This window comes from Clostridium sp., from assembly GCF_018372875.1.
In the GTDB taxonomy this organism is placed as follows: domain Bacteria; phylum Bacillota; class Clostridia; order Clostridiales; family Clostridiaceae; genus Clostridium.
Genome location: NZ_JAHAIF010000001.1, coordinates 1 through 22954, shown reverse-complemented (window position 1 = coordinate 22954; position 22954 = coordinate 1). Strand labels below are relative to the sequence as shown.

The 22954-nt window shown below is 30.1% G+C and carries 19 protein-coding genes and 2 pseudogenes; 8 read left to right on the top strand and 13 right to left on the bottom strand.

The annotated features are described in order from the left end of the window. Nucleotides 1-35 precede the first annotated feature (35 nt). Nucleotides 36-1736 (bottom strand): FAD-dependent oxidoreductase, encoded by a 1701-nt coding sequence (locus tag KIB46_RS00105; RefSeq protein ID WP_156559558.1) that lies wholly within the window; start codon nt 1734-1736, stop codon nt 36-38. 226 nt (nt 1737-1962) lie between these two features. Between KIB46_RS00105 and KIB46_RS00100 the strand changes: the two genes are divergently transcribed. After that, the gene (locus tag KIB46_RS00100) at nt 1963-2859 is read left to right on the top strand and encodes a LysR family transcriptional regulator (RefSeq protein WP_156559556.1); all 897 of its coding nucleotides are present in this window, start codon (nt 1963-1965) and stop codon (nt 2857-2859) included. Between the two features lie 128 nt (nt 2860-2987). Here KIB46_RS00100 and KIB46_RS00095 read toward each other — a convergent pair whose 3' ends face one another. The 9 genes from KIB46_RS00095 to licT all read right to left on the bottom strand — a co-directional run bounded on the left by KIB46_RS00095 (nt 2988) and on the right by licT (nt 14072). Beyond that, nucleotides 2988-3830 (bottom strand): protein phosphatase 2C domain-containing protein, encoded by an 843-nt coding sequence (locus KIB46_RS00095; protein ID WP_291669832.1) that lies wholly within the window; start codon nt 3828-3830, stop codon nt 2988-2990. A 73-nt stretch (nt 3831-3903) separates the two neighbouring features. Further along, a complete protein-coding gene (locus KIB46_RS00090) occupies nt 3904-5319 on the bottom strand; it encodes an aminotransferase class I/II-fold pyridoxal phosphate-dependent enzyme (protein ID WP_291669830.1) in 1416 nt (471 codons plus the stop codon). Then, on the bottom strand, nt 5312-6538 hold the full coding sequence (locus KIB46_RS00085; RefSeq protein WP_291669828.1) for a pitrilysin family protein: 1227 nt from the start codon (nt 6536-6538) through the stop codon (nt 5312-5314). The genes KIB46_RS00090 and KIB46_RS00085 overlap by 8 nt, the downstream gene beginning before the upstream one ends. Nucleotides 6539-6549: 11 nt before the next feature. Beyond that, the gene (gene scfB, locus KIB46_RS00080; protein WP_291669826.1) at nt 6550-7914 is read right to left on the bottom strand and encodes a thioether cross-link-forming SCIFF peptide maturase; all 1365 of its coding nucleotides are present in this window, start codon (nt 7912-7914) and stop codon (nt 6550-6552) included. A 67-nt stretch (nt 7915-7981) separates the two neighbouring features. After that, nucleotides 7982-8119, bottom strand: coding sequence for a six-cysteine ranthipeptide SCIFF (scfA, locus tag KIB46_RS00075; RefSeq protein ID WP_003371542.1), 138 nt, complete (start codon nt 8117-8119; stop codon nt 7982-7984). A 498-nt stretch (nt 8120-8617) separates the two neighbouring features. Continuing rightward, entirely contained in the window at nt 8618-9418 is an 801-nt protein-coding gene (locus tag KIB46_RS00070; RefSeq protein ID WP_156559547.1) for a DUF368 domain-containing protein, read from the bottom strand. Nucleotides 9419-9736: 318 nt separating this feature from the next. Beyond that, entirely contained in the window at nt 9737-11167 is a 1431-nt protein-coding gene (locus KIB46_RS00065; protein ID WP_291669823.1) for a 6-phospho-beta-glucosidase, read from the bottom strand. Between the two features lie 18 nt (nt 11168-11185). Next, nucleotides 11186-13042, bottom strand: a complete 1857-nt coding sequence (locus KIB46_RS00060; protein ID WP_156559542.1) for a beta-glucoside-specific PTS transporter subunit IIABC — start codon at nt 13040-13042, stop codon at nt 11186-11188. 196 nt (nt 13043-13238) lie between these two features. After that, complete coding sequence (licT, locus tag KIB46_RS00055) at nt 13239-14072, bottom strand: BglG family transcription antiterminator LicT (RefSeq protein ID WP_156559540.1); 834 nt, start codon at nt 14070-14072, stop codon at nt 13239-13241. 238 nt (nt 14073-14310) lie between these two features. Between licT and KIB46_RS00050 the strand changes: the two are divergent. The 5 genes and pseudogenes from KIB46_RS00050 to KIB46_RS00030 form a co-directional block, all read left to right on the top strand. Then, nucleotides 14311-14580 (top strand): annotated as a pseudogene (locus tag KIB46_RS00050) (VTC domain-containing protein); the annotation flags it as partial. Nucleotides 14581-14706: 126 nt separating this feature from the next. After that, nucleotides 14707-15111, top strand: a pseudogene (locus tag KIB46_RS00045) (CotH kinase family protein); the annotation flags it as partial. Nucleotides 15112-15409: 298 nt separating this feature from the next. Continuing rightward, a complete protein-coding gene (locus tag KIB46_RS00040; protein WP_156559534.1) occupies nt 15410-16900 on the top strand; it encodes a PTS transporter subunit EIIC in 1491 nt (496 codons plus the stop codon). Nucleotides 16901-16919: 19 nt separating this feature from the next. Continuing rightward, nucleotides 16920-17564: an N-acetylmannosamine-6-phosphate 2-epimerase gene (locus KIB46_RS00035; RefSeq protein ID WP_291669818.1), complete on the top strand. Its 645-nt coding sequence runs from the start codon at nt 16920-16922 to the stop codon at nt 17562-17564. 107 nt (nt 17565-17671) lie between these two features. Further along, nucleotides 17672-18472 (top strand): MurR/RpiR family transcriptional regulator, encoded by an 801-nt coding sequence (locus KIB46_RS00030; RefSeq protein WP_156559530.1) that lies wholly within the window; start codon nt 17672-17674, stop codon nt 18470-18472. A 58-nt stretch (nt 18473-18530) separates the two neighbouring features. On the opposite strand, the gene KIB46_RS00025 is transcribed toward KIB46_RS00030, so the two are convergent. Genes KIB46_RS00025 through KIB46_RS00015 form a run of 3 tightly spaced genes read right to left on the bottom strand, consistent with a single transcriptional unit; the run spans nt 18531 to nt 20059 of the window. Beyond that, a complete protein-coding gene (locus KIB46_RS00025) occupies nt 18531-18917 on the bottom strand; it encodes a DUF3783 domain-containing protein (protein WP_291669816.1) in 387 nt (128 codons plus the stop codon). 12 nt (nt 18918-18929) lie between these two features. Further along, complete coding sequence (gene yaaA / locus KIB46_RS00020) at nt 18930-19697, bottom strand: peroxide stress protein YaaA (protein WP_291669814.1); 768 nt, start codon at nt 19695-19697, stop codon at nt 18930-18932. Between the two features lie 8 nt (nt 19698-19705). Next, the gene (locus KIB46_RS00015) at nt 19706-20059 is read right to left on the bottom strand and encodes an arsenate reductase family protein (protein WP_291669812.1); all 354 of its coding nucleotides are present in this window, start codon (nt 20057-20059) and stop codon (nt 19706-19708) included. A 213-nt stretch (nt 20060-20272) separates the two neighbouring features. On the opposite strand from KIB46_RS00015, the gene ahpC reads away from it, so the two are divergent. Together ahpC and KIB46_RS00005 are read left to right on the top strand one after the other, a co-directional pair. After that, on the top strand, nt 20273-20836 hold the full coding sequence (gene ahpC, locus KIB46_RS00010) for an alkyl hydroperoxide reductase subunit C (RefSeq protein WP_156559522.1): 564 nt from the start codon (nt 20273-20275) through the stop codon (nt 20834-20836). Between the two features lie 107 nt (nt 20837-20943). After that, nucleotides 20944-22617 (top strand): FAD-dependent oxidoreductase, encoded by a 1674-nt coding sequence (locus tag KIB46_RS00005; RefSeq protein WP_291669807.1) that lies wholly within the window; start codon nt 20944-20946, stop codon nt 22615-22617. The last annotated feature ends 337 nt before the right edge of the window (nt 22618-22954 follow it).

Here is a 22954-nt window from a genome sequence, read left to right as displayed (position 1 = left end):
TCAAAGGATAGTAATAACTATCCTTTATAATAAACTTAGTCAAAGTTATAATCTGTAACTATCTTTTCTCTATCTGTTACTTGATCATGGAAATATTCATAGAAGCTTATTCCCATAAATCCACCCGAAACATTATATATATTATCAAATCCTAAGTGTCCTAATGCTAAGCAAGCATTATAGCTTCTTTGAGCACTTCTACAATGTAAATAAACCTTTTTATCCCTTGGAATTTCATCTAATCTATCTCTTATTTCACTTAAAGGAATATTTTTAGCTCCAACAATATGACTTAATTCATATTCATCTTTTTCTCTAACATCAACTATGAATGCACCAGATTCTACTAATTCTCTTATATTTTGAACATATACTTGTTTAAAAGTTCCTTGTAGGATGTTTGATGCTACTAAGGCTGCATGATTAACTACATCCTTTGCAGTTCCAAATGGTGGTGCGTAGCAAAGTTCTAAATCCGCTAAATCTTCAACTGTACCATTGAACTTAATTAAAGTTGCTATAATATCAACTCTCTTATCTACATTTCCCTTACCTATTGCTTGTGCTCCTAAAATTCTACCTGTTGGTACTTCAAATATAAGTTTGAAGTGAAGCGGTTCACTTTCTGGCATTAACCCAACCTTATCTTGAGGTATAACTCTCACTATATCATAATTAATATCTAATTTTTGAGCTTTAATTTGACCTTCTGTTAAACCAGTTGAAGCTCCGTTGTAATCAAACACTTTAATACATGATGACCCAATGAATCCTGTGTTTCTAACTGGTATACCATGAATATGATTTGCTACTGCTCTTGCTTGCTTTTGTGCTGGTCCTGCAAGTGGAAGCTTTGTAGCTGTTCTAGTTAATGCACTGAATACCTCTATTGCATCTCCAACAGCATATATATCCTTATCATTAGTCATGTAGTTTTGATTTACTTTTATTGCTCCTGTAACTCCAATTTCTAGTCCTGCTTCTCTAGCTAAATCAGTTTCTGGAACTACTCCAATAGCCATAACTATAGCATCAGATTCAATTCTCTTTCCTGAAGCTAAAACAACATTATTTCCTTCAAAGGCCTCAACCTTATCCCCTAAAATTAAATTAATTCCCTTATCATAAATTTCTTTATGTAAAACTTGTACCATATCAGCATCAAATGGCTTCATTATTTGATCCATAGCTTCTATAAGAGATACATTATAACCAGATTCTTTTAAATTCTCAGCTACTTCAACTCCAATGAACCCTCCACCGATTACAGAAACATTCTTGCACTTCTTTTCCTTTATAAAAGTATTAAGCTTAGCTATATCAACAACATTTCTTACAGTAAAGATATCAGCATTATTTATGCCTGGAATAGGTGGAACTATAGGCTTAGCCCCTGGAGATAAGATTAACTTATCATAGCTTTCCTTATATTCTTTTCCTGTAACAACGTTTCTAACTGTTACTTCTTTATTTTCTCTGTCTATAAATACTACTTCTGTGAAAACTCTCGCATCAATTCTATATTGATTAAAAAATTGTTCAGGTTTCATTAACACTAAATCTTCATGATCCTCTACTTTGCCACTTAAATGATATGGTAAACAACAATTTGAAAAAGAAACGTGTGGCCCTCTTTCAAACATCACTATTTCATTACTTTCATCTAGTCTTCTGGATCTAGCTGCAACAGATGCTCCTCCAGCTACTCCACCAACTATAACAATTTTCTTCCCCATTTTTTATCATCCCTCTAACTTTATTTATAGTTTGTTATTTTTTTATCTTTCAAGATTATATTTGTCTTTTCTTGTCTTCTTATCTCTATATTATCATTCAAGTTTCCCCTTGCATAATAAGAATCCCTTATGCACAATAATAATTTATTATATATAATAAATTTAATTAAAATTAATGATATAATTATGTTGATAAATACTAAAAGAAAAGGGTGGAGGAGTATATATGAATTTATCCTATATGCAATCGTTCTATACAACGGTTAAATGTAATAGTATTTCAAAAGCAGCAAAAGAACTACATTTAACACAACCTGGATTAAGTATGCAATTGCAAAACTTTGAGAATGAAATTGGAGAAAAACTATTAATAAGAAGTAATAAGGGTGTTTCTCTTACGGAGGAAGGACAAGTTGTCTTTGAATTTGCAGAATCAATGCTTTCATTGCAACATAATTTGGATAAAAAACTTAAAAACCTAAAGGAAAAGAAATCTAGACTATTTCTTTCAGCTTGTAGTAGTCTTGGGGAACAAATACTTCCTTGTAGCATTTATACCTTCAAAGAAATTTACTTTAATATAAATGTTTCAATGGATATAGATAACTCTGAAAATATATTAAAAAAGCTACTTAACCATGATACAAATTTAGGTATAATACATGAATTAGATAATATTCCTGACAATGTAGTTACAGAAAAGATAATATCAGACAAACTTATTTTAGTAGGAAGTAATAAGTCAGAGCTTAAGAATATTACTATAGATGAACTAACAACACTACCTATAATTTTAAGAGAAGATGGCTCTGGAACATTAGCAATATTAAAAAAGTCATTAAGTGAGAAGAACATTTCAACTAATAACTTAAATGTATTACTTTCATTAAATTCATCGGAAGCTATAAAATCATCGGTTATATCAGGTAGAGGATTTGCTTTTATGCCTGAACTATCAATTACTCATGAGCTTAGAACAGGATCTTTAAAGAAGATTAATATAAAAGACTTTAATACAGACTTTAACTATAACATTGTTGTAAGAAAAAATTATTGTTTATCTGATGCAGAAGAAAAGTTCTTATCTTTTCTTACTTCAAAAAAGAGATGTTTTTGTTATTAAAAAAGGGGTAGCGGATATTTATTTTGCTTGTTCCGTGGCAAGCTCCAAGTCACATCAAAACAAATATCCCCCACCCGTACTAATGGTAAGGAAAAAGCACTAATCATTATGATTGGTGCTTTAAAATATTATTTTATAAAAACTATAGTGCAGTCATCACCCTTTTTTAATCTAGGATACTTTAATATATCCTTATCATCTTCTTCAACTTCTCTTATTAACTTATAAGTTTTTTCACTTCCAAACTCTATTAATCTTTCTATTAATTGGCCTTCATTAAAATACTTATAAGTATCAACTATTGCAGCAAAACCATCACTCATTAGAGCTAAGTTTTTAATTTCCTTATCTAAGAACTTTCCTTCAATACAATGATTAACAGCCTCTTCATTAAACTCTAATATCCAATACCCATCTTGAGTATTTTTCAACAATCTATTTTCTATTAAAATTGGATTAATAATCTTCCTTGCTTCTACCCAACTTATATTTTTTTCATCTCTTACCTTAAGCATTTCACTTATAGCCCTATTATCAAACTTCTCTAATGATGTATCTTTAATCTTAGTTACATTATTATCCACATCCTTTATTAGAAGTGTACAATCTCCAAGCATAAAGTATTCAATTATATCTTCATTTTTTCTAACTATTGATATAGATGCTGATGGCCTTTTTATTTCTTCTATATACTCTAAGCCACTCTCTTTATAAAATTTATTCCTAATTATTCCTATCCCTTCTAAAACTATATCTCTTATAGTTTTACATTTATCATTTAAATTATATTTTAAATATTTATCCCATTCATTTACAAACCATCTTGCATCACTTTCAAATGAAGTTAATTTTTTATCTGTTAATCCTGTAGCTCCATCTAATACCCATGCCATGTTTTCATCTGCATAGGCAATATCCTCATTGACCTTCTTAATTGACTTGTTGATTATCTCCCATTGAAATTTACTCATATAACTCCTCCTATTTTTTATTCTAGAGCACTATATTTTACTATATGTAAAGTTATATTTTTGTTATATTAATCTATTTATTAACAACTAAAACTTTATCCCCATGAACTCCTAAAATACTTATTCCTTCATTCAAATATCCCTTTATTTCTTCAATTATTTCCTGGGTAATCTTCTCCCCACTAGAAACTAGTGGTATACCAGGTGGATAAGGTACAATAGCTTCCTTAATAATTTTCCCATTTGCATAATCAAGCTTAACCAATTCTCCTTTGTGATTAAACACCTCATAAGGTTCCATTCCTTTTTCAGGAATAACGTAATTGAACTTTATAGACTTTTCCTCATTCTTAATTAAATCCATATCTAATTCTTCTAAAGCTTTATAAAGCTTTTCTAAACCACTATCGACATTAACAGGTGATAGAAGTAATACTACTCCAGAGAAAAAGCTCATTTCGCATTGTATTTTCTTACTTCTTAAATAGTCTTGAAGTTTACCACCACTATATCCTTTAGGTAAAACCAATACGTATCTACTTAAATCTATATCATACCCTTTAGGTAACTCTTCCTTTGAAAGAACTCTTACCTTACATAATTCATTAACTTTCTTCTTTCCTTTTTCAGCCTTGTTAATTAAGCTTCTATAATCCTCTTCTCCATATTTACTTAAGTAAAATCTTGCATAGTCTAAAGATGCCATTATTAAATAAGAAGGTGATGTAGTCATAAATGCACTTATATAGAAATCAATATTATCATTTTCATCATTAACTAATAGGTAAGCACCTCCTGTTAATGCTGGTAAAGTCTTATGAGCACTTACTACAGTATAATCTGCAATGGGTGCAATATTTTTAGGTAAGTTTTCACAAACTCCATAATGTGCTCCATGAGCTTCATCAATAATTATCTTTAATCCTCTTTTCTTTAAGTCTTTAATTATCTCTTCCATATCATAAGATATTCCAAAGTAATTAGGATAAGTTAAGATAATTCCCTTAGGATTGTCACACTTTTGAAGAGCAGAATATATATTATTCTTATCTGGAGGTAAGAATAATCCCCCATCACCAAAGACCACCGGTTCAATATATCTTACCTTCAGTTTTCTTAATATCAGTCCATTATAAACTGATTTATGGCAGTTTCTTTCTACCAATACTTCATCACCTTCATTAAAGGTAGCAAATATTGAAGATAAATTTCCGCTTGAACTTCCATTTACTAAAAAATATGCTTTTTTAACTCCATAGTACTTTGCTAACAGTTCTTGTGACTCTTTAATTACTCCTTCTGGATGGTGAAGATTATCTAATGGATCTACTTCAGTTATATCTAATCTTCCTAAATTTTCTCTTAGGTAACTCCCTATTTCATCTCTAGAAAAAGCAAGACCACACTTATTTCCTGGCATAGAAAAAATAGTGTTTTCTTCTTTATGATAATCTATTAATGCTTGTAATAATGGCAATTCTTTATTCATAAATCCCCCTTGGCATAATAATTTCTATAGAAGGATTTTTCAAAACCTTTTTAGCTACATGAATTATTTCTTTGGATGTTAATTTTTCTATTCCTTCTAATATATCTGTGAAAATATTAGTATCTTTAAACATTATGGCATAAGTAGTCATGCTGTTTGCTAATCTAATGCTTTGTTCTTCTTTAAATAATTTCTTTAACTTTATACTCTTATAGAGTTCCTCTATTTTCTCCTTAGTGAAATCTTTCTCATATTTCTCTACATTATTAAAAGCCTCTTTTACTAAAGTTAGTGATTTATCTAACTTTTCTTTAGATGTACTAAACTCTATTTTATAAAGTCCTATATGCTTTTCATTTGATATTGTTGTTATAACATCATAAACTAGCCCATTTTTAGTTCTTAAGGTATCAAAAAGTATAGAGTTCATTCCTTCTCCAAAGAATTCATTAAATATTCTAAAAGACTTAATTTCTTCATGAGTTAAATTACTTATAGTAAAAATAATCTCTACTCTACAGGAGTTTATCCCTTCTCTAAAGTCTATATATTCTCCTAGTCTAGGAATTTCAATAGAAGCTTGTACTTCTATTTCTTCCCCCTGCCAATCTCCAAAGTATCTTTCAACTTTTTCTTTTACTTCTTCAAAAGTTAGATCTGATACTATACTTATTATCGCATTTTTAGGAGAATAATATCTTTTGTAGAAATCTTTAATATCCTCTAAAGTAATTTTATTTAAATCTTCCATTCTTCCTATTATAGGGTACTTCAATCTATTTTTATTAAAAGAATGGATGAGAAGCTTATCCTCACAAAATTGTTGTAGCTCCTCATCCCATTCATTTAATTCTTCCTTGATTGAATCCATCTCTTCCTTAAATCCCTCTATTGGAAAACTTGGGTTTAGTAAAATATCACTAAAAATATCTAACCCCTTATATAAATCTTCTCCTAATAAAGTTCCATAATAAATTACATAAGGAAAATTTGTCATAGCATTAGAAAATCCAAATATTTTACTTAACTCTTCATTTATTGTTTTTTCGCTTCTAGTTTTAGTGCCCTTAAATATCATATGTTCTGTAGCATGTGCTAAACCTAAAAGCCCCTCCTCAACAGAAGCCCCAGCTTCTAAACCAATAGAAACTGAGGTTAACATTGAAGGTCTATTCTCATAAATTAATTTCATTCCATTATCTAAGATGAATTCCTTCATAAACTTTTCTCCTAAGATTGTAATTCTTCAGCTTTTAAAGCTATTGCACATTCAATTCTCTTCTTTTGCATTTTACAACCTATTTCATATGGAATATTCATATCTCCATTAAAGTTTACATTGTTAGCTTGGCATCCACCACTACAGTAGAATCTTGCCCAACAATCCTTACATTTTGGTTTATTGTAGATATGAGCCTTCTTAAACTTCTTACCTAATTCAGCATCATAAGTATCATCCCAAATGCTTCCTAACTTGTACTCTTCTTTACCTACAAATTGGTGACATGGGTAAACTTCACCTTGTGGTGTTATTGCAACATATTCAAATCCTGCTCCACAACCTGAAATTCTCTTATAGACACATGGTCCACCTTGTAGGTCTATATTAAAGTGGTAGAATTTAAACTCGTCTCCCTCTACCTTTCTTCTTCTCATTTCTTCATATAACTTATCATAGTTATCAAATATAGTTGGAAGGTCTTCTTCTCTTAAAGCTAATGGATGTCCATTTTCAAGAACAACTGGTTCTATTGATATTTCTCTAAAGCCTTCATTTACCATAGCTTTAACATCTTCATAAAAATCAGTATTTGCTCTAGTAAATGTTCCTCTTACAAAGTACATCTTTCCTTCTGTTCTCTTATCAATCATCTTCTTTATGTTAGGAAGTATATCATCATAAGAACCGCTTCCATCAACCTTAATTCTTACATTATCATTTACTTCTTTTCTTCCATCTAAAGAAAGGATTATATTACCCATTTCCTTATCCATGAATTCCATCATTTCATCATTTAAAAGAGTAGCATTAGTAGTCATAGTAAATCTAATGTTCTTCTTCCACTCCTTTTCATGCTCTCTAGCATAAGCAATGATTTCTTTTATAGTATCCATAATCATAGTTGGCTCCCCACCAAATAGATCTATTTCAATATTTCTTCTTGGACCACTTCTTTTAACAACATAATCTATGGCCTTCTTTGCTGTGTCTATATCCATAACACCTTTGTGTCCATGGTATTCCCCCTCATCAGCAAAACAATACTTACATCTTAAGTTACATCCATGAATTATGTTTAAACAAACAGCCTTTATGTAGTCTCTATCATCCATTGATCCATGAGCTATTTCTTCATATTGATCTTCAGAATAAAGGATTCCTTCTTTAACTAGTTCCTCTATTTCATCGTATGCTTCTCCAATAACACTTTCTTCGTACTTTCCTTTTAGATTAGTTAATACTTCTTCCTTTGACTTTAGATTTGAATCATCTAATATGTCATAAACAAGCTCGTCCACCACGTGAACAGCACCTGTATTAACATCTAGTATAAAGTAGTTTCCACCTTGTTCAAATTTATGAATTAATGACATTTATTTTTCCTCCAAACTCTTAGTAAAGAAGCAGTAACTTCTGTACTAAAGTTACTGCTTCTGATGATTAGTTTTCGCACTCTAAGTTTGCAACTGTGCAAGAAGTCTTACAAGCAGATTGACATGAGTTAGCGCACTCCTTACAACCTGGTTTGCATAAGCTGTTTTTGATGTTAGTCTTGTTAATAGTCTTAATATGTTTCATTAGCTTATCCCCCGCTTTCCTTAATTAACGTGAATATTATACCACAACTACCATTGGTACAAAACACTTTTCTAATTTTTCCATGTTATCATGTTATTAATAAAATATATATTTTTTTATTCTTATTTATTACTAATATTTCTTTTTCTAGTTTTAAGTTCAGAAAAGCTATGTAGTTTTCATCAAATCTCTTCTATATTTTCCTTTGGAAAATAATACTGATAGGAGCATCTATCTTATATACAACTCATCACACAATTTTCCTATATATTTATATATTTGTATATTTATATATTTTTAAGTTCATATAAATATATAAATAATCTAATAAAGCATTAATGAAATTCCCTCTTCTTATTTCTTAGAACTTATAAATTTTCATAGAGCTCAACTAAAATTTAAACTTTTCATACTTCTCCATAAAATCAAAGAAGAAACACCAACTTTAGTAATGTTTCTTCTTCATAATTATTATCTTTATTATTTCTATTATCCTTCCTATTCTTCTTTAGATATATAACTTGTTACTATAAAACCAATTATTCCAAGAGCAATTCCTATTAAACTATTTATTCCATCAAAGCCTGGAAATACTCCAAAGACAGAACCTAAAATAAATCCAAAAATTATCATATAAGTTTGTTCAGGATATCTATTTAATAGCATCTCTATTAATCTTGCACTTAAAACTGTTCCAACTATTCCTCCTAAGGCAATAGGTATAAGTATTGGAATATTAAAATCAGTTATTGCTGTTATTACCGTATTATATAACCCTAAAATTAATAACATAAATGACCCACTTATTCCTGGTAGTATTAGTGCTATAGCTATAACTACTCCTCCAACAAACAACCACATAAATATAAATGGTGTTAAACTAACTATAGCATCTGAATATCCATTATAATCTCCTGACATAAGTAGCACAATTACAAATCCAATAACTAAATACACTAAAGACCTTTGACTAAATGACTTCTTTGCAGTAGCTTTTCTAAACATTAATGGAGCTCCACCTAAAATAATTCCTATAAACATATATCCCAATGGAATAGGATATCTCTCCAATAAAGTTTTAAATATATTACTAAATAAAATTATTCCTACTATTGCCCCAAGTCCTACTCTAAATAAAATCTTATATTGATTTTTAAAGTCTTTAACTATATTATTTACTGCATGTATTAACTTATCGTATATACCTAAGATCATCGCAATAGACCCACCGCTAATACCAGGTACTATTTGAGATATACTTATTATCACTCCATAAATAAACTCCTTTAAAAATCCCATAACTCCCTCCAAAATATTATTTTTTTAACAATTATATCACTATTTTTAACATAACTTATATATATTAACCTACATTTAACAATATCAACCTATTATAAAGAAAAAATATGGGGTGGATATTTATTTTGCTTGTTCCGTCGCACAGTCCATAGATATTTATTCCCTTCTTACTTAAGGTAAGGAAATTATAAAATTACTATCCTTTATTTTATATTTTTTAATATAAAAATGTAATAATACCTTTGATTTATACTTTCCTAAATGTTAAAAATAGGCTTACAAGTGTAAGCCTATTTCTATTCTTCATTCCTTAAACAATTACTCAAGATTCTCTCCGTTACTTGATATAACCTTTTTGTACCAATCAAAACTCTTTTTCTTTGTTCTTTCTAATGTACCATTTCCATTGTCATCTTTATCAACATATATGAAACCATATCTTTTGCTCATTTCACCAGTAGATGCACTTACTAAATCAATACATCCCCAAGGAGTGTACCCGATAAGTTCAACTCCATCTTTGATTCCTTCTTTCATTTGCTCAATATGTTTTCTTAAATATTCAATACGATAGTCATCATTTATTGAACCATCTTCTTCAACTTTGTCCACAGCGCCTAGTCCATTTTCAACAATGAATAATGGTTTTTGATATCTATCATATAATTCATTCATTGTAATTCTTAATCCAACTGGATCTATTGTCCATCCCCATTCTGATTGCTTTAGGTATGGGTTTGGTAAACTCTTAAAGGCATTTCCTGTAAGCTTTTGACTCATAACAACTGGATCTGCACTTCTTAATCTACTTGAATAATAACTAAAAGCTACATAATCTACTGTATTTTCAGCTAATATCTTCTTTTCTTCTTCAGTAATTTCTATATTGAATCCCATTTCTTCAAACATTCTATTGGCATAAGATGGATATTTACCTCTTGCTTGTACATCAATAAAGAAATAGTTATCTCTATTTCTAGCTTGAGCTTCTAGAATATCTTCCGGATTACAAGTATATGGATATATTTGTCCTGCTGCAAGCATACACCCTATTTTATTTTCTGGATCTATTTCATGACCTAGCTTAGTTGCTAAAGCACTTGCTACTAATTGATGATGTGCTCCTTGATACTTAATTTGATTTACATTTTCTCCTTCTTCAAATATAAGTCCTCCACCAAAAGAAGGTATATGAAGAATCATGTTTATTTCATTGAATGTCATCCAATACTTAACTTTACCTTTATAACGGTTAAATATAACATTACAGTAATTTAAGTAGAAATCAATTAGCTTTCTGTTCTTCCACCCACCATATTTCTTTGTTAATTCTAATGGTGTATCAAAATGATTAATAGTAATAACTGGTTCAATATCATTAGCTATTAACTCATCTATTAATGAATCATAGAACTTTAATCCTTCTTCATTTGGAGCTTGATCATCTCCATTTGGGAATACTCTAGCCCAAGATATTGAAGTTCTTAAACACTTAAACCCCATCTCCTTAAATAGCTTTATATCCTCTTTATATCTGTGATAAAAATCTATTGATACATGGGATGGATAATATCCATAATCCTTCTCCATAGCTTTTTTAGCATCTGCTAAAGCTTCCTTTCTTAAGGCACCTCCCGGTAGAATATCTACCGGTGACATACCCTTTCCGTCTTCAAGATAAGCTCCTTCACATTGGTTAGCTGCTATAGCGCCACCCCATAAGAAATTTTCTGGAATTATATTTTTCATGATTAATCTCCTTACTACTTATAGAATTGTGATTACTGTTTCTCCTACCTTAGCCTTTTCATCACATTTCCCTACTATGTCTAAATATTTATCTGAATTTGTTATTATAACTGGAGTTACTGTTTCATATCCTTTTGCTCTTACAGCTTCTAAGTCTACATCTACTAATAAATCTCCAACCTTTACTCTATCTCCATCTTTAACGTGAGCTGTGAAATGCTCCCCATTTAACTGAACTGTATCCATACCTATATGAATTAATACTTCTACACCTTCATCTGATAATAATCCTATTGCATGCTTAGTTTTAAATATTGTTTGAACTGTTCCATTTATAGGTGAAACTACTTTCCCATCAACAGGTATAATTGCAACACCCTTCCCCATAATTCCTGATGCAAATGTTTCATCTTCTACTTTATCTAAATCAATAACTTCTCCGTTAACCGGACATGCTATTTCAACTTTTTCTACTAATCTATCTACAGTTTCTGTTGCTGCTATCTCTTCTTTTCCTTCTTCTACTGGGTCATCAAATCCTATAATCCATGCTGCTATGAAAGAAACTACAAAAGCAATTACTGCACCTATACATGCATTTACTATATTAGCTGATCCTTCTCCACCAATATATCCTGGTAATGCTAGTAATCCTGGAGAACCTGTAACGAATCTACCTACTCCTGTAATTCCAAGGTATAAACCTGAAACTCCTCCACCTATCATAGCTGCATATAAAGGTTTCTTTAATGCTAAGTTAACACCATACATTGCTGGCTCTGTAATACCACAAACTGCTGTAAGTCCTGATGATCCTGCTAATTGCTTTAAGTCTTTGTTCTTTGATTTTAATGCAACACATAATGCTGCTCCACCTTGAGCTATGTTAGAAGCTAACATACCAGGTCCTACTACTGTATCAAATCCTGCTGTAGCAACATTATTAATTCCTATTGGAATTAATCCATAATGCATTCCTGTCATAACTAATAATGGTGAGAATGTACCAACAACAAATGGAACTAACCAACTTGCATATGAATCTAAGAATGCTATTGCACTTGCTATACCATCACCTAAAATAGTTCCTAAAGGTCCTAAAACTATAAGTAATACTGGTGCTGTAACTAAAATTGTAATAAGTGGCTTTGTAAAGAATTTAACTACCTTTGGTGATACTTTATCAGCTATTGGTTCTACAAACGACATAAACCATACTCCAAGAATTATTGGAATAACTGATGAAGAATATCCTGCTAAAGTTACTGGTAATCCTAAGAATGAAACTGGATCACCAGCTGTTTTTAATGCTGCAAAGTTAGGGTGTAATAATACCCCTGCTATTGTCATTGCTAAATATGCATTGCACTTAAACTTCTTAGCTGCTGAATTTGCAAGCAAGAATGGTAAGAAGTAGAATGCTGCATCTCCCATAAAGTTTAAAATATAATATGTTTGTGATGATGTATCTATTAAATTAAATGATACTAGTAGTGCTAATACACATTTAATCATACCTGCACCAGTAATTGCTGGTATAATTGGTGTAAAAATACCTGCTATTGTATCAAACACTTGTACTAATTTACCTTTCTTTTCCTCATCATTTTTATTATCATTTCCATCTGCGAAGTTTCCTAGCTCAGTAAGTGGCTTATAAACACTTGCTACGTCACTTCCTATAATAACTTGGAATTGTCCACCCTTATTTACAACTCCCATAACGCCTTTTGTTTTCTTTAAAGCATCCATATCTGCTTTAGTGTCATCTTTTAAGTTAAATCTTAATCTTGTTGCACAGTGAGTTAAGAATGCAACATTTTCTTTTCCTCCAACTTTCTCTAGAATTTGTTTTGCTAATTCTGCGTAATTCATAATTTTCTTTCCTCCATTTATTTAAATTATTAATAATGAAGGTTTTGCCTGCTTTACCAGTAACAATCCTAAAAATATATATTGTCTGTACTTAGCTAAAAGAAAAACCTAAACTAATCCTAGAGCAAAAAGGGTGAAATATATGCTCTAAGAATAATTTAGGTTTTGCCTGCCGTTCCAGTAACAATCCTGTTAATTATTTAATTTCTGTCACACGTTGTATGTGAATCATTAGATATAATTTTTCTTCTTTAGTTAAATCATATGTATACTTTTCTTTTATAAATTTTTCTACTTTCTTTACACATTCATATGCAATAGGATATTTAATCTTGATCATATCATAGATTTCATCATCCTTATCAGTATAGGTCTTCCCATTAAATAATCTTTGTGCAAAGAATTTTAAGTGAGTTATGAATCTGTAATAACTTAATGATTCTTCATCAAAATCTATTCTATAATGATATTTAACTATGTTTAAAATTTCTTGCATAACCTTAGTCATATTCATAAGGTTTGGCATTTCTTCATTCAATTCTGCATTAACTATGTGAAGGGCTATAAATGCAGCCTCATCTTCAGGAAGCTCTATATTTAAATCTTCCTTTATCATTTTTAATGCTTCAACACCAATACAAAACTCATCCTTATAAAGTCTTTTTATATCCCATAATAAAGCATTTTTTAATTGAATACCATTTTTATATCTATCAATTGTACTATTTATATGGTCAGTTAATGAAATAAATATGCTTTCATTTAACTTCTTACCTAGTTCTGTCTTAGCGTAAGTAATTATTTTTTCAGATAACAACATGTATTCACTTGGAATCTCTTGTAGTAATTGCTGGAACTTATCAGTAATATCCTTATTAGTTATTGTAAATATCTTTTCGATATTACCTTCATTTATTTCTGCTCCAATCTTCTTTTGAAAAGCAAGGCCTCGTCCCATGACAATTACTTCTTGTCCTTTGTCATTAATTGAGACTACAACATTATTATTAAGTATTTTTTCAATCTTCATTAGCTAACCTCCACTCTTCAAAAACATAAAAAGACAAAACCATCCCATAACAAAAAATATTATGAAATAGGTTTTGCCTGCATTACCAGTAACAATCCGTGTATACGTTTTATATTTATTATATTATCATCTCATTTATAGCCTGTCAACATTATTCTACAAAGTTTTCAGAAATATTTTAAGTTTTATTTAAGCTTTAAACTATATAATTTCTTCATAAGAAAAGGAGGTGAATTAAATGAACACTCCAAAATATAGACATGAAATTAAACACTTTATTAATTATTCAGACTACTTGCAAATAAGAAATAGATTAAAACATATTGCATCAATCGATACCTCTAGCACTTCTAATGGTAGATATAAAATAAGAAGTTTATATTTTGATAATCTTTATGACAAAGTTTTAATGGAAAAAATCAACGGATTCAATAAGCGTGAAAAATTTAGAATACGTTTCTATAATAATGATACATCCTTTATAAGACTAGAAAGGAAGTGTCAAATGCAAGTTCTGCCTAATATTCAACCTTACTTTTCGATAATACAAAAGTTGCTGATATTAAAATTAATATATCTGACGAGAACTGGCAAAACATGTTATCTAATCCACTAAAAGAGTTTAAAAGAATACCTATCCTATGACTTGTTTGAGTTTATGGGAGTTACTACACCAAAAAACTCTTTCTCCAATATAACTATTAATGATAATAACTATGGTCTATATCTGGCTATTGAAGGGTTACAAGAGTCTTATCTAGAAAGAAATTATGGCTATGACCATGGAAATTTATACAAAGCTGAAGGGACAGGAACAAATTTGAAATACACTGGAGAAACTCAAAGTAATTATTCTGGACTTAAAGATAATGCAGTTACATCTATAACAGATGATGATTTTCAAAAAATTATAGATATGATTAAAAACTTAAACAATGGAACTAACTTAGTTCAAAAAGAACAAGTAGCGATTTATCTACCATACATTTTCCTATTGATGAGCCTACAAGCACCAACTTGTCAGATAGCCCATTATTAGAAAAATTAATTATAGATCAAAAAGCTAATAAATTTAAAAGAAAAAAATATATGGCATAATTAAAAGCTTGGTTTCTTATAAAGAAATCAAGTTTTTTTAAGATTAAACATATTTGTATATTTATCAAAAATGTAGCTAATAATAAAAATCACATTGAAGGAATTCTTTTCAAAATTTTTTTCACTTTTCCTATTGCAACGAAAATAATTTCATGGTATATTGTAAACATATTCAGCGAAAAATATTTTTACAGATATTGAAATCACGAAAAAATTTTTATAAAATAAAGGAGGATGTTATGTTTAAACAACTTCAAAAAATCGGAAAATCATTTATGTTGCCAATTGCAATATTACCTGCAGCTGGTTTATTACTTGGAATTGGTGGTGCACTATCAAATCCTAACACTGTACAAGCTTATCCGTTCTTAGATATTCCTTGGTTACAAGGTATATTTAAAATAATGTCATCTGCTGGAGACGTAGTATTCGGTAACTTAGCACTTATAATGTGTATTGGTCTTTCAGTTGGACTTGCTAAGAAAGATAAAGGTACTGCCGCACTAGCTGGTGCTGTTGCATTCCTTGTAATGAATGCCTCTATTAAAGGAATGATTGGTGCTTTCAACCCTGCTGTTGAATCAATCGATACAGGGGTTGTTGGTTCCATAGTTATAGGTTCATTAGTTGCATATCTACATAATAGATATCATAACATTCAATTACCTGCAGTATTAGGATTCTTTGGTGGATCAAGATTTGTTCCAATAGTTTCTTCATTTGCAGCCATTGGTGTTGGTGCAATCTTCTTCCTAATCTGGCCTACTTTCCAAGGTTGGTTAGTTAGCGCTGGAAATGGTATTGCTAACTTAGGTCCTATAGGAACTTTCCTTTATGGATTCCTATTAAGATTAACTGGTGCTGTTGGATTACATCACATGATTTACCCATTATTCTGGTATACAGAATTAGGTGGAGTTGCTCAAGTTGCTGGACAAACTGTAACTGGTGCACAAAACATATTCTTTGCTGAGTTAGCTGACCCAAATCACGTAGGTTTATTTACTGAAGGTACTAGATTCTTTGCTGGACGTTTTGCAACAATGATGTTTGGTCTACCAGCTGCTTGTTTAGCAATGTATCATTGTGTTCCAAAGAATAAGAGAAAGGCTGTTGCTGGTTTATTCTTAGGTGCTGCAATTACATCATTTGTAACTGGTATTACAGAACCAATTGAATTCATGTTCTTATTCGTAGCTCCTTGGCTATATGTAGTGCATGCTTTCTTCGATGGATTATCATTCTTCTTATCAGATATATTAAATGTATCAATTGGTAATACATTCTCTGGTGGATTAATTGACTTCTCACTATTTGGCGTATTACAAGGTAACGAAAAAACAAACTGGATTTATGTAATATTAATAGGTATTGCATGGGCCGTATTATACTACGTAACATTTAGATTCTTAATAACTAAATTCAATGTTCCTACTCCAGGTAGAGAATCCGACGGTGAGGAAGTTAAAGTTATTACTAAAGATTCTATGAGCGAAACTGCTGCTGAAATCTTAGCTGCACTAGGTGGAAAAGAAAACTTAGATGATGTTGATGCTTGTATTACAAGATTAAGAGTAGCCGTAAAAGATGTAAGTAAAGTAGATAAAGATAAGATAAAAGCTCTAGGGGCTACTGCTGTCCTTGAAGTTAAAGGTGGAATCCAAGCTATATTTGGAGCAAAAGCAGATCCTCTAAAACAAAAAATTAATGAAATAATCGATAAAGAATAATTTATAAGGAGTGAAAGTAATGAACAAAGGATTAATCGTATCATGTCAAGCACTACCAAATGAACCACTACATAGCTCCTTCATAATGGGTAGAATGGCTTTAGCAGCTAAAGAAGGTGGAGCAATTGGTATACGTGCTAACACTATAACCGATATTCAAGCAATAAAAGCAGAAGTTGATCTACCAATCATCGGAATAATAAAACAGGATTATGATAATATGATTCCATATATTACTCCTACAATGAAGGAAGTTGATGCTTTAGTCAAAGAAGGTATAGATGTAGTAGCTTTAGATGCAACTATAAATCAAGATGAAAATTTCCTTAAAGAAGTTATAGCTAAGTATCCAAGCCAAAAATTTATGGCTGATATTTCAACTGTTGAAGAAGGTTTAAGAGCCGAAAAATTAGGCTTCCATTTTGTAGGAACAACATTAATTGGATATACTGAACAATCTAAGGGTATGAATAACTTCCAAGTTCTTTCTACACTAATTGAGAACTGTAAGGTTCCAGTTATAGCAGAGGGTAATTTTGATACTCCTGAAAAAGCTAGAAAAGCCTTAGCAATGGGTGCTTATTCAGTAGTCGTTGGTGGAGCTATTACTAGACCCCAACTTATAGCAAAGAAATTTAGTGAAGAAATTCAAAAAGCATTATAGAATACTCATAACAAAGAGATAGAGACTATTAAGTCCCTATCTCTTATTTTATAAAAAAAAGAATTATGGTATCATTAAATATATCACTGTATTATGGAGGTTTTTAATTGAACATTATATGCGAGATACAACAAAAATATAATAACTTTTCAGATAAAGAAAAAGCTATTGCTGATTATATCTTAAATCAACCTGAGATGATTAAAAATATAAATATAACAGAATTAGCTAAAATAATAGGCACTTCTGGTGCTACTATTACTAGATTTTCTAAAAAAATTGGCTGCGATAGCTTTGTTGAAATGAAAATGCAGATTAATTTAATTACTAATGATAGCGAACCTATTGATAGTGATAATATCTTTTCAAGTGTCTATAGCCATTACAATGAAGTAATTGAAAGAACAAATTCAATTATAGATAAATCTGCTATATTTAATATAGTTGAAGAAATAAAAAAGGCTAATAAAATATATCTTTATGGAGTTGGTAGCTCTGGTTTAACAGCTACTGAAATGATGCAAAGATTAATAAGAATGGGCTTTAATATACATTGTATCTCAGACTCTCATATGATGATTATTAATAGTTCAATAGCATCCTCAGAAGACCTTGTTATAGGATTATCTATATCAGGTGAAACAAAAGAGGTTGTAAATGCTTTAAAGGTTTCTAAAAGAAATGGTGCTAAAACTGCTTGTATAACAAGCTTTGCTGAAAGTTCAGTAACAGTCTATTCGGATATAATATTAAAAGTTTATAATACTCGTTTCATAGGTAGACATAAGTTTATAAACTCTCAGTTTTCTACTATGTATCTTTTAGATTTAATATCTACTGTATTATTAGAAGATAAAAACTTAGAAGAAAAAATGCAAATAACTATAGATGCCATAATAAATTCATAATGTGAAGAAAAAGGACTAGTTAAAAATTATTATAATTTCAAACTAGTCCTATATCTTACTATTCCTCTACGTGTTTTGCTTCTCTTCCTTGCCTTTCAGCCTTTCTTTCTTCTATAAGGTTCTTTAATAAATGAGATAAAGTCCAATTTATTGATGTGTCTGTTACAATAGCCTTCATAGCAGGAGCAATTCTCATTTTTTTCATATTATCTATAAACATACTTACCTTCATGTTAGGTAAATCATTAAAGATAATTGCTCTATCTCTTATTTCTTCTTCACATTCTGAAGAAATATTATCTTCTAAAATATCTTTTATTAAAGTATTTCCATTGGTCCAGTTAACTCTTATCTGATCCTTAAGTCCCATCATACTTCCATAGGTTTTTAAAAGCTTTACTTCTTTATCATTAAAGTTACAAATAATTATACAAGGTCTGCTCATATCTTCACCTCTCTATCTAGTAAATACTAATTCATTTTCTTTAGATAAAACCTCATTATAAGTATATCCATCTAAATCAAAATCTTTAACTTCTTCTACTGTATTAATTTTATTTTGAATAATATATCTGGCCATCATTCCTCTTGCCTTTTTTGCATACATGCTAACCATCTTATGTTTTCCATCTTTATACTCTAAAAAATTAATATCTACTATTCTATATTTTTCATTTATCATAGACATATTCAAAACACTACTATATTCTTTTGAAGCTAAGTTTACTAGTACCTTGTCTCCTGGTGATGCATCTATTGCTTCCATAATCTTAACAGTAACCTTATCTCCCCAGAATTCATAAAGATCATTGCCCCTATTATTTCTAAGCTTTGTACCCATTTCTAATCTATATTCTTTAATTCTATCTAACGGTTCAATAACCCCATATAATCCTGATAGTATTCTTAGTACACTATTGGAATGAATAAAATCTTCTTCTGAGAAATCTTCTGCACCTATACCTCTATAGGCTTCCCCTTTAAAGGCAAGAATAGCTGTATATTCTTTAGTATCTTCATTATAAAAATTTCTATATCTATCATAATTCAATATTCCTAATTTATCTGATATTTTCATTAATGAACATAATTCATCTAATGAAAATTCCTTTAGTATAGAAACTAACTCTTTAGTATCCTCTTCAAAAGCCCATTTCTTATTAGGAGTTTCTATATTATTAATCTTTGTATTTATAGTTTTGGCTGGAGATAAAATCATTAGCATATTTTCACCTATAGCATTTCCCTATATAAATCTTCCTTAAAACCAACAAGCACCTTATCACCCTTTATAAGAATAGGTCTCTTTACTAACATACCATTTGTTGATAATAACTCTGCAGCTTCTTCCTTTGTAATGTTCTTAACCTTATCTTTTAAATTCATTTCTTTATATAGTTTTCCTGAAGTATTAAAAAACTTTTTAGTTTCTAAACTACTCATATCCATCCACTTTAATAACTCTTCTTTGCTAGGATTATCTTCTACTATATGTCTATCAATGAATTCTACATTGTTTTCTTTTAAGAATTTTTTTGCCTTTATACATGTTGTACACTTTGGATATTCTATAAAAATCATACTCATATTTCAATCTCCTTTATTATTTAATAATTATTATCTATTTTATCATATAAAATTTAATTTGCCTATATATAGGTAAATATAATTTTATTAACTAATAATAATTATTTTTTACTAAAATATGTTGACAAATTACTAATTAATAATTATTATTAATACATAAGTAATTGATAATAATTATCAAAGCAAAAATATATTTTTAGGAGGATTTAGATTATGTCTTTAATCGGAAAACAAATACCAGAATTTAAAGTTCAAGCATATCATAACGGAGATTTTAAGGAAGTAACATCTTCAGATGTTAAAGGTAAGTGGGGAGTATTCTTCTTTTATCCAGCAGACTTCACTTTTGTTTGTCCAACTGAATTAGGTGACTTAGCTGATAACTATGAAAACTTCCAAGAAATTGGATGTGAAGTTTACTCAGTATCTACTGATACTCATTTTGTACACAAAGCATGGGCTGATGCTTCAGAAACAATAGCTAAAATTCAATATCCAATGTTAGGGGATCCAACTGGAACTCTTTCTAGAGGATTTGAAGTCATGATTGAAGAAGAAGGTTTAGCTTTAAGAGGAACTTTCATTGTTAATCCAGAAGGAGAAATTAAAGCTTATGAAGTACATGATTTAGGAATCGGAAGAAATGCAGAAGAATTATTAAGAAAAGTTCAAGCTGCTCAATTCGTGGCCGAACATGGTGACCAAGTATGCCCAGCTAAGTGGACTCCAGGTGCTGAAACTTTAGTACCAAGCTTAGATTTAGTAGGCAAGCTATAATTCTTTTAACTAAAGCGTGGCTAATTGAGCCACGCTTTTATTTCAAAAAATATTTAAGATTTTTTATAAAAAAGTTTTAAATATTTTTTGAAAGGGAGGATTTTAATATGAATAATAAAATATATGATTTAGTCGTTATAGGGGCTGGTCCAGCCGGACTTTCTGCTAGTATATATGCAGGTAGGGCAAAGTTAAATACATTGATATTAGAAAAAGGGCAACCAGGAGGACAAATAACTAAAACCTCTGAAATAGTAAACTACCCTGCTCTCAGAAAAACTTCTGGAGATGAACTAATGGAAGAAATGAGAATGCAAGCTGAAGACTTTGGTGTTAAATTTCAAAGAGCTGAAGTTACTGATGTAGATTTCTCAGGAGAAGTAAAAATTTTAAAAACTAATATAGGGGAAATCCAAAGTAGAAGTGTTATTATAGCAACAGGAGCTAGTCCAAGAAAACTTGGTTTCCCTGGTGAAGAAGAATTTGGAGGAAGAGGTGTAGCTTACTGTGCTACTTGTGATGGTGAGTTCTTTAAAGGGCTTGAAGTTCTGGTTATAGGTGCTGGATTTGCTGCTTGTGAAGAAGCTATTTATCTAACTAGATTTGCTAAGAAAGTTACTATAATAGCTAGAGAACCTGAATTTACTTGTGCAAAAACTATTGGAGATAAGGTTAAATCCCATCCTAAAATTCATGTTAAATTTAACACTGAAGTTATAGAGGCAGTTGGTGATGATTTACTACGTTCAGTTAAATTAATTAATAATGTAACTGGAGAAAAATCAGAATATCATCCACCAAAGGAAGATGGAACTTTTGGAATATTCATTTTTGCTGGATATGTTCCTCAAACTTCAATATTTAAAAATGTTGTTAATTTAGATAACTTTGGATATATATTAACTGATGATAATATGAAAACTAATATTAATGGTATATATGCAGCTGGTGACTTAAGACCTAAAGCATTAAGACAAGTTGTTACTGCTGTAGCTGATGGCGCTATTGCTGCTACTGATGCTGAAAAATATATTGCGGAAGAAAAAGAACGTTTAGGGATAATTGATGAACCTACCAAAGAAAAAATTTTGCCCCAAAAAGAAGAACCTAAAAAAGAAATTTTAAAGCCATCTTCATCAGGAAGAAGCCATTTATTAAATGATTCTTTAAGAAACCAATTATCTTCTATATTATCAAAAATGCAAAATGAAGTTACTCTTATAACTATAGTAGATCCTAATAATAGTAAGTCAATTGAGCTTAGAGATTTAGTTCTTGATATGGCTGACTTAGGTGAAAAACTAAAAGCTGAAGTTTATATAAAAGGTAATACTAAGTCAATCGAAGAAAAAATAAATGCTGATAAATATCCAGTAGTAGGATTATTAGATAAAGATAGAAATTATAGTGGTGTTAAATTCCACGGTGTTCCTGGTGGTCACGAATTAAATTCATTTATATTAGCTATATATAATTTATCAGGACCTGGTCAAGCAATTGATCCTACAAATTTAAAGGCTATAAAAAACATTAATAATAAAATCAATCTTAAGGTATGTGTTTCACTTTCTTGTCATCTTTGTCCAGATGTCGTTGCATCTGCTCAAAGAATAGCAATCGAAAATCCTAATGTAGAGGCAGAAATGTTGGATTTAGCAAACTTTGATGAAATAAAAACTAAATATAAACTTATGAGCGTACCAGCTATAATAGTAAATAATAAAGATGTATACTTTGGGGCTAAAAAAATAGATGAAATAATAAATCTAATAAATAAATAATAAGACTCGCATAAGCGAGTCTTATTATTTATTGTATTTTGAATCCTATCTGCTGCAGATATGGTTCTAAATAGCTTTTAGCGGTGAGTAGAAACTAAAAAGTTTTAGAAGAATATATAAGCGTAATTGAGTTTAAATGAATATATTGACCTGTTTACTGGTAATTCATTAAATTTTTTTATTATCTCTTTTAATATAAAAACAAATATACACATTATTATTAAGCATAACCTTAGACAAAATAAAAAAAGTGGCTGCGCCACGCTCCCTTCGGGAAACTTAATTGTAAGTAAAACCCCAAAAGCATAGGATTCTCAAAATCCTATGCTTAATTTCT

Coding starts and splice junctions, on each gene's coding strand:
- KIB46_RS00105 (WP_156559558.1), bottom strand. CDS start 1,736: ATGGGGAAGAAAATTGTTATAGTTGGTGGAGTAGCTGGAGGAGCATCT.
- KIB46_RS00100 (WP_156559556.1), top strand. CDS start 1,963: ATGAATTTATCCTATATGCAATCGTTCTATACAACGGTTAAATGTAAT.
- KIB46_RS00095 (WP_291669832.1), bottom strand. CDS start 3,830: ATGAGTAAATTTCAATGGGAGATAATCAACAAGTCAATTAAGAAGGTC.
- KIB46_RS00090 (WP_291669830.1), bottom strand. CDS start 5,319: ATGAATAAAGAATTGCCATTATTACAAGCATTAATAGATTATCATAAA.
- KIB46_RS00085 (WP_291669828.1), bottom strand. CDS start 6,538: ATGAAGGAATTCATCTTAGATAATGGAATGAAATTAATTTATGAGAAT.
- scfB (WP_291669826.1), bottom strand. CDS start 7,914: ATGTCATTAATTCATAAATTTGAACAAGGTGGAAACTACTTTATACTA.
- scfA (WP_003371542.1), bottom strand. CDS start 8,119: ATGAAACATATTAAGACTATTAACAAGACTAACATCAAAAACAGCTTA.
- KIB46_RS00070 (WP_156559547.1), bottom strand. CDS start 9,418: ATGGGATTTTTAAAGGAGTTTATTTATGGAGTGATAATAAGTATATCT.
- KIB46_RS00065 (WP_291669823.1), bottom strand. CDS start 11,167: ATGAAAAATATAATTCCAGAAAATTTCTTATGGGGTGGCGCTATAGCA.
- KIB46_RS00060 (WP_156559542.1), bottom strand. CDS start 13,042: ATGAATTACGCAGAATTAGCAAAACAAATTCTAGAGAAAGTTGGAGGA.
- licT (WP_156559540.1), bottom strand. CDS start 14,072: ATGAAGATTGAAAAAATACTTAATAATAATGTTGTAGTCTCAATTAAT.
- KIB46_RS00040 (WP_156559534.1), top strand. CDS start 15,410: ATGTTTAAACAACTTCAAAAAATCGGAAAATCATTTATGTTGCCAATT.
- KIB46_RS00035 (WP_291669818.1), top strand. CDS start 16,920: ATGAACAAAGGATTAATCGTATCATGTCAAGCACTACCAAATGAACCA.
- KIB46_RS00025 (WP_291669816.1), bottom strand. CDS start 18,917: ATGAGCAGACCTTGTATAATTATTTGTAACTTTAATGATAAAGAAGTA.
- yaaA (WP_291669814.1), bottom strand. CDS start 19,697: ATGCTAATGATTTTATCTCCAGCCAAAACTATAAATACAAAGATTAAT.
- KIB46_RS00015 (WP_291669812.1), bottom strand. CDS start 20,059: ATGAGTATGATTTTTATAGAATATCCAAAGTGTACAACATGTATAAAG.
- ahpC (WP_156559522.1), top strand. CDS start 20,273: ATGTCTTTAATCGGAAAACAAATACCAGAATTTAAAGTTCAAGCATAT.
- KIB46_RS00005 (WP_291669807.1), top strand. CDS start 20,944: ATGAATAATAAAATATATGATTTAGTCGTTATAGGGGCTGGTCCAGCC.